Origin of the sequence: Phenylobacterium sp. (genome assembly GCF_030693405.1) — a bacterium.
GTDB lineage: Bacteria > Pseudomonadota > Alphaproteobacteria > Caulobacterales > Caulobacteraceae > Phenylobacterium.
The window spans coordinates 1-4,965 of sequence record NZ_JAUYAW010000082.1; the positions used below are offsets into that span (position 1 = coordinate 1).

The following is a 4,965-nucleotide window of genomic DNA, read 5'->3' on the forward strand; positions in this document are numbered from 1 at the left end:
GCCGAACCCTGGAAGGTTTCGCTCAGGACGATCCGGTCCTCGACCTCGATCCGGTAGGCGTCGACGGTGAGTTCAAAGGCGCCGCGACGATAGACGAGACCCAGGGCGTAGTTGCGCGAGGTTTCGGGATCCAGGGCCTGACCGCCAAGGGCCACGCCGATGGGGCTGACCGAGGGGTAGGTCCCGGTCTCGAAGGGCACGCCGTTGATGTAGAGGATCGAGGTGGCGGTGTAGTATTGCTGCTGCAGGCTGGGCGCCCGGAAGCCAGAGGACACCGCGCCGCGCAGGGCGAAGGCCGGGGTGAAGTCGTAGCGGGCCGAGACCTTGCCCGAGGTGTTCGAACCGAAGTCCGAATAGTCCTCGTAACGGACCGCGGCCGAGGCCGAGAACTTGTCCGTCACCTGGCCTTCCAGGTCGAGATAGATCCCGACCGCGTCACGATCAACGTCCACTTCATTGCTCGGGGTGAAGCCGGTGAAGCCTCGCGAGCCGAACGAGACAGTGGTGATCGGACCCCGATTATACGAGGTCGGCTCGCCCTGATTGATCTCGAAGGTCTCGGTGCGCGCCTGAAGGCCGAAGGCCACGTTCAGCGGACCGGCGAGGCCCACATCGACGCCGCGGCTGAAGTCTGCGGAGAAGACCGTTTGGCTGTATTCCAGGCCGCCGGCCTCAAAGGAGGTCTGCGAGGCCGCGCCATAGGACGGGTTGATGGTCTCGCGAACGCCGAAATTGATGTCGTTCTTGCCGTAAACGATGTTGAAATCGGCGTTGAACCCGGCGATCTCACCGCGCAGGCCAAGGGCCCCGCTCAGGTCGCTGGTGTCGGTGGCGAGCTTGGGCAGATAGCCGTTGGGATAGACCGCCGGCACGTTCTGATTGGCGTCGGTGGGGGTGCGGTAGGTCGCGGCGCTGGAGGCGTCACGTTCCTGAACGCCGAACCAGCCATAGGCTTCCCAGACATCGCCCAGGGGCTTGCCGGCGTTGGCGTAGAAGGACACGTCCTCCACATCGGCGTCGCCGAACCGCGAGGTGATGCGGTTGGGCGTCACACGGCGGTCGATATCGCTGCGGTTGGTGTTCTCCCGGTCGCGGTATTCCGCCGACAGGGTGAGGAAGCCGTCGGCGCCGAGCGGCAGGCCCTGCCAGCCGGACACCGTCGTGGTGGCGCCGTCCGAGATGTTGCCGTCGCGGCCGTAGAAGCCATCGAACTGGGTCTCGTACTGGCCGTAGGTCACAGACAGACCGCCGCCCGTCGCGGCTTCGCGCAGGCGCAGATTGACGACACCGGCGATGGCGTCGGAGCCGTACTGGGCGGCTGCGCCGTCGCGCAGGACTTCGATGCGCTCCAGAGCGGTGGAAGGGATGGCGTTGAGGTCGACGGCGGCCGAGCCGCGGCCTACCGAGCCGTTGGTGTTTAGCAGGGCGCTTACATGGCGCCGCGTGCCATTGACCAGCACCAGGGTCTGGTCAGGGCCCTGGCCGCGCAGGGTGGCCGGACGGACCGCATCGGTGCCGTCGGTGTTCGAGGGGCGCGGGAAGCTGATGGAGGGCACGGTGGTCGACAGGGCGGCGGCGAGCTCAGTCACGCCGCGCTGCTGAAGGCTCTGGCTGGTGACCACATCCACGGGGGCCAGGGTGTCCAGCCGGCTGCGGCCGGTGGTGCGGGTGCCCGTGACCACGATTTCCTGAACCTCGGCGGCCGAGGGCGTAGCGCCCGTTGCGGTCTGCGCGAAGGCGGCGGTCGACATCAGGCTGGTCGCCGAGGCGGCCGCGAGAAGAAAGGTACGATACTGCATGTAAATCCCCGTTGCAGGGGTCCGGCGTGGCCGGCCCCAGGTCCCTTGGTGGCCCTTGGGGCAATAGCTAGTGTGTCCCGCGCGCCAAAAGAATGACATATTTACAACAGCGGTCGGTCATCTTTCAGGCAAAGAAAAAGCGGCCCGGAGCCTGAGCTCCGGACCGCTGGTTTTCATCGCCAATAAGGCTCGGATCAGGACTCGACGTAGTCGCCTTCGATCGAGCCCGCGCCGCCTTCCAGAAGGTCGGCTGCAGCCTCATCGGCAGCGGCGCGATCTTCCTCGAACTGCGAGGTGATGATGTTCTCGCCGCGGGCCTGACGATCGGCTTCGTCCTGGCTGCGGGCGATGTTCAGGTTGACCGTCACGATCACCTCGGCGTGCAGGCGGACCTTCACCGCATGCATGCCCAGGGTCTTGATCGGCTTGTCCAGCACGACCATCGCGCGCTCGACCTTGCCGCCCGCGGCGTTCACCACGTCAGCCACGTCGCGGCCGGACACCGAGCCGTAGAGCTGGCCGCTTTCGCCAGCCTGACGGATCAGGACGTAGGTGGTTCCATCGAGACCTTCGCCGGTCTTGGCGGCGTCGGCGCGAGCCTCGGCGTTGCGGGCTTCGATGGTGGCGCGCTGGGCTTCAAAGACCTTCATGTTCGCCGTGGTGGCGCGAAGGGCCTTGCGGCGCGGCAGGAGGAAGTTGCGGGCGTAACCGTCCTTGACGGTGACGATCTCGCCGAGGCCGCCACGGCCTTCGACGCGTTCGAGCAGAATGACCTTCATGATCCTGGTCCCTTACTTCACGACGTAGGGAAGAAGGGCGAGGAAGCGGGCGCGCTTGATGGCGCGGGCCAGTTCACGCTGCTTCTTGGCCGAGACGGCCGTGATGCGCGACGGCACGATCTTGCCGCGCTCGGAGACGTAACGCTGCAGCAGCTTCACGTCCTTGTAGTCGATCTTCGGCGCGCCGGCGCCCGAGAACGGGCAAACCTTGCGGCGACGGAAGAAGGGGCGGCGGGGCGAGGCGGCGGCGGCCGGTGCGCCGGCGGTGTCGTTGGTGTCAGTCATGGTTCCAGATCCTCCCCTTAAGCGTCGTCGCGGCGCGGTTCGTCGCGGCGGCCTTCGCCGTCACGACGGGGGCCGTCTTCACGGCGCGGCTCGCGCTCGCGGTCGCGGCGGGCCAGGACCGGCGACAGCTCAAGGTCGAGCTCTTCGACGCGGACGGTCATGTAGCGCAGGACGTCTTCATTGAGGGAGAGCTGGCGCTCCATCTCCTTGACGGCCTCGGGCTTCGCATCGATCGACAGCAGGGAATAGTGACCCTTGCGGTTCTTCTTGATGCGATAGGTGAGGTTGCGGAGGCCCCAGTATTCGATCTTGGCCACGGCGCCGCCGCTTTCCTCGATCATCGACTTGAGCTGGTCATTGAGGGCTTCGGCCTGTTGCGGCGAGATATCCTGCCGCGAAATGACCACGTGTTCGTAAAGCGCCATTTTTCCTCTTCCGTTGTGGGAGGCGGCGTGGGCGGCGGCGGAAGTCCGTCGGCCACGATGGATCTCTGGCGCGGCGGTCGAGCGTACCCCGACCTGTTCGCGTTCCGGCTAGAGACCGCCTTCCGTGAAGAGGCGGGCTAGTACGCGAAAACCGGCGGCAGGGCAAGCTCAGCGGGCGTCGCCCGGGCTGGGCCGGCGGGCGCAGGGGAGGAGCCCGTCTCTGATCTGACACCAGAGCGCAGCCGATCGGACGGAAAAGCTCTATTAATCCAATGCCTGTACGGTTTGGGTTCGGAGTCCCATTGCTCCGCCAAGGAGGAAGAGATGTCTTCCGTCAGAAGTTCGTCCTATCGCCGCGTGGGCTCGGACCATTTCGAGCCCCAGGATGAGAGCGATCCAGCCGCTCACCGCCGTCTGCGCGGCCTGCTGGAACAGATCGACTACACCGCCTTCGCCTCCAATCGTGAGGTGGTGGCCCAGATGCTTGGCCCCGTCGATGTGGCGAAGTTTCAGCGCCTGGCCCTTGCAGCCGCCCATGCCCGCGCCGCCTGGGTTGGCGAGGGCCTGGCCCTGGCGGGCCGCTCGCACCTGCTGACACCGGAGCAGACCAGCCGGCTGGGCCAGTTGCGGTCCACCTTCGAAGAGCTGACCGAGGTGTACGAAGCCATGCGGCGCATGGTGGAGCGCGGCTACCTCCACTGCGGTCCAGCCGTCGACGGCTAGACGCCTGCTTCTTCTCCGCTTCAGTGAACGGGGCGGCCGATCCAGTCCACCAGCACGGGCAGGACCTGCTCGGCCGGCGAGAAGCCGCGGGTCACGATTCCATAGCGGCCGGTGTCGTCAGGTCCCCCCACCAGGGTCGGGAAGCCGGTGACCCCTGACTTCTGCGAGATCGCGTAGTCAGCCCAGGTCTCGTTCTCGGCGTCTTCGCTGCGCCAGTTGACGCGGAAGGCATCCAGGTCAGCGCCCGGGACGACCTCTCCGAGGACGTCGCACAGGACGTCTTCCTGGGTGATGTCGCGGCCCACGCCATAGAAGGCCCGCTGCAGGGTGCCCAGATAGTCGAGGGCCAGGTCTGGCCGTTCGCGCCGGATCACCACGACAGCCCGGGCCGCCGGGTCGGTGTCGTAGACAAAGCCCTTGCCGGCCATGGCCGTCTCGCTGAAATCCTGCCCCGACGCCGTGGCCACCTCGGCCCAATGCCCCCGCAGTTTGGCCTTGGCCTCTTCGGTCATGGTCTCGGTGGTTCCTGGCCGCAGGCCGCCCATCACCAGCCGGACCGGCAGGGTGTCGCCAAAGGCCGCGCGCACCGCGCTGATCACGGGCCAGAAGCCGTAGCACCAGGAGCACATGGGGTCGGCGAAGTAGATCAGGTGGCGGTCGGTCACGGCAGGCTCCAGCTCGGCGGGGCGGACCCCGCCTCGCAAAGTCTGACTCATCCGGCGGCCCGCGTCACCCCGCCCAGTCTGGCGGGGCGGCGCCCACGCTTGCCGCCCCGGGCCTAATCCCCTAACCCTCGCGGCTCGGAATCGACAGAGCGCGCGCCGGGGCCCGGACGCCGCCAGCCAGGGAGCGCAAGCCATGAGCCTCGCCTTCATCTTTCCCGGCCAGGGCAGCCAGACCGTCGGCATGGGCGTGGACCTGGCTGAGACCTTCTCGGCCGCCCGTGAAGTGTTC

6 protein-coding genes and 1 pseudogene are annotated in these 4,965 nt (G+C 67.0%); 2 read left to right on the top strand and 5 right to left on the bottom strand.

Translation table 11 applies throughout. The features are described 5' to 3' along the window. The 4 genes from Q8N19_RS16555 to rpsF all read right to left on the bottom strand — a co-directional run. Positions 1–1,799 (bottom strand): TonB-dependent siderophore receptor (locus Q8N19_RS16555; protein WP_305592602.1); only part of this gene is annotated, 1,799 nt, incomplete at its 3' end. A gap of 194 nt (positions 1,800–1,993) precedes the next feature. Next, a complete protein-coding gene (gene rplI, locus Q8N19_RS16560) occupies positions 1,994–2,578 on the bottom strand; it encodes a 50S ribosomal protein L9 (protein WP_305592604.1) in 585 nt (194 codons plus the stop codon). A 12-nt stretch (positions 2,579–2,590) separates the two neighbouring features. Beyond that, positions 2,591–2,863, bottom strand: coding sequence for a 30S ribosomal protein S18 (gene rpsR, locus Q8N19_RS16565; RefSeq protein ID WP_305592606.1), 273 nt, complete (start codon positions 2,861–2,863; stop codon positions 2,591–2,593). A 17-nt stretch (positions 2,864–2,880) separates the two neighbouring features. Next, the gene (rpsF, locus tag Q8N19_RS16570) at positions 2,881–3,288 is read right to left on the bottom strand and encodes a 30S ribosomal protein S6 (protein WP_305592608.1); all 408 of its coding nucleotides are present in this window, start codon (positions 3,286–3,288) and stop codon (positions 2,881–2,883) included. Positions 3,289–3,612: 324 nt separating this feature from the next. Between rpsF and Q8N19_RS16575 the strand changes: the two genes are divergently transcribed. Beyond that, positions 3,613–4,011, top strand: coding sequence for a hypothetical protein (locus Q8N19_RS16575; protein ID WP_305592610.1), 399 nt, complete (start codon positions 3,613–3,615; stop codon positions 4,009–4,011). Between the two features lie 20 nt (positions 4,012–4,031). Here the strand turns inward: Q8N19_RS16575 and Q8N19_RS16580 are convergent, their stop codons facing one another. After that, entirely contained in the window at positions 4,032–4,676 is a 645-nt protein-coding gene (locus Q8N19_RS16580; protein ID WP_305592612.1) for a DsbA family protein, read from the bottom strand. Positions 4,677–4,869: 193 nt separating this feature from the next. On the opposite strand from Q8N19_RS16580, the pseudogene Q8N19_RS16585 reads away from it, so the two are divergent. Beyond that, a pseudogene (locus Q8N19_RS16585) lies at positions 4,870–4,965 on the top strand (malonyl CoA-acyl carrier protein transacylase); the annotation flags it as partial.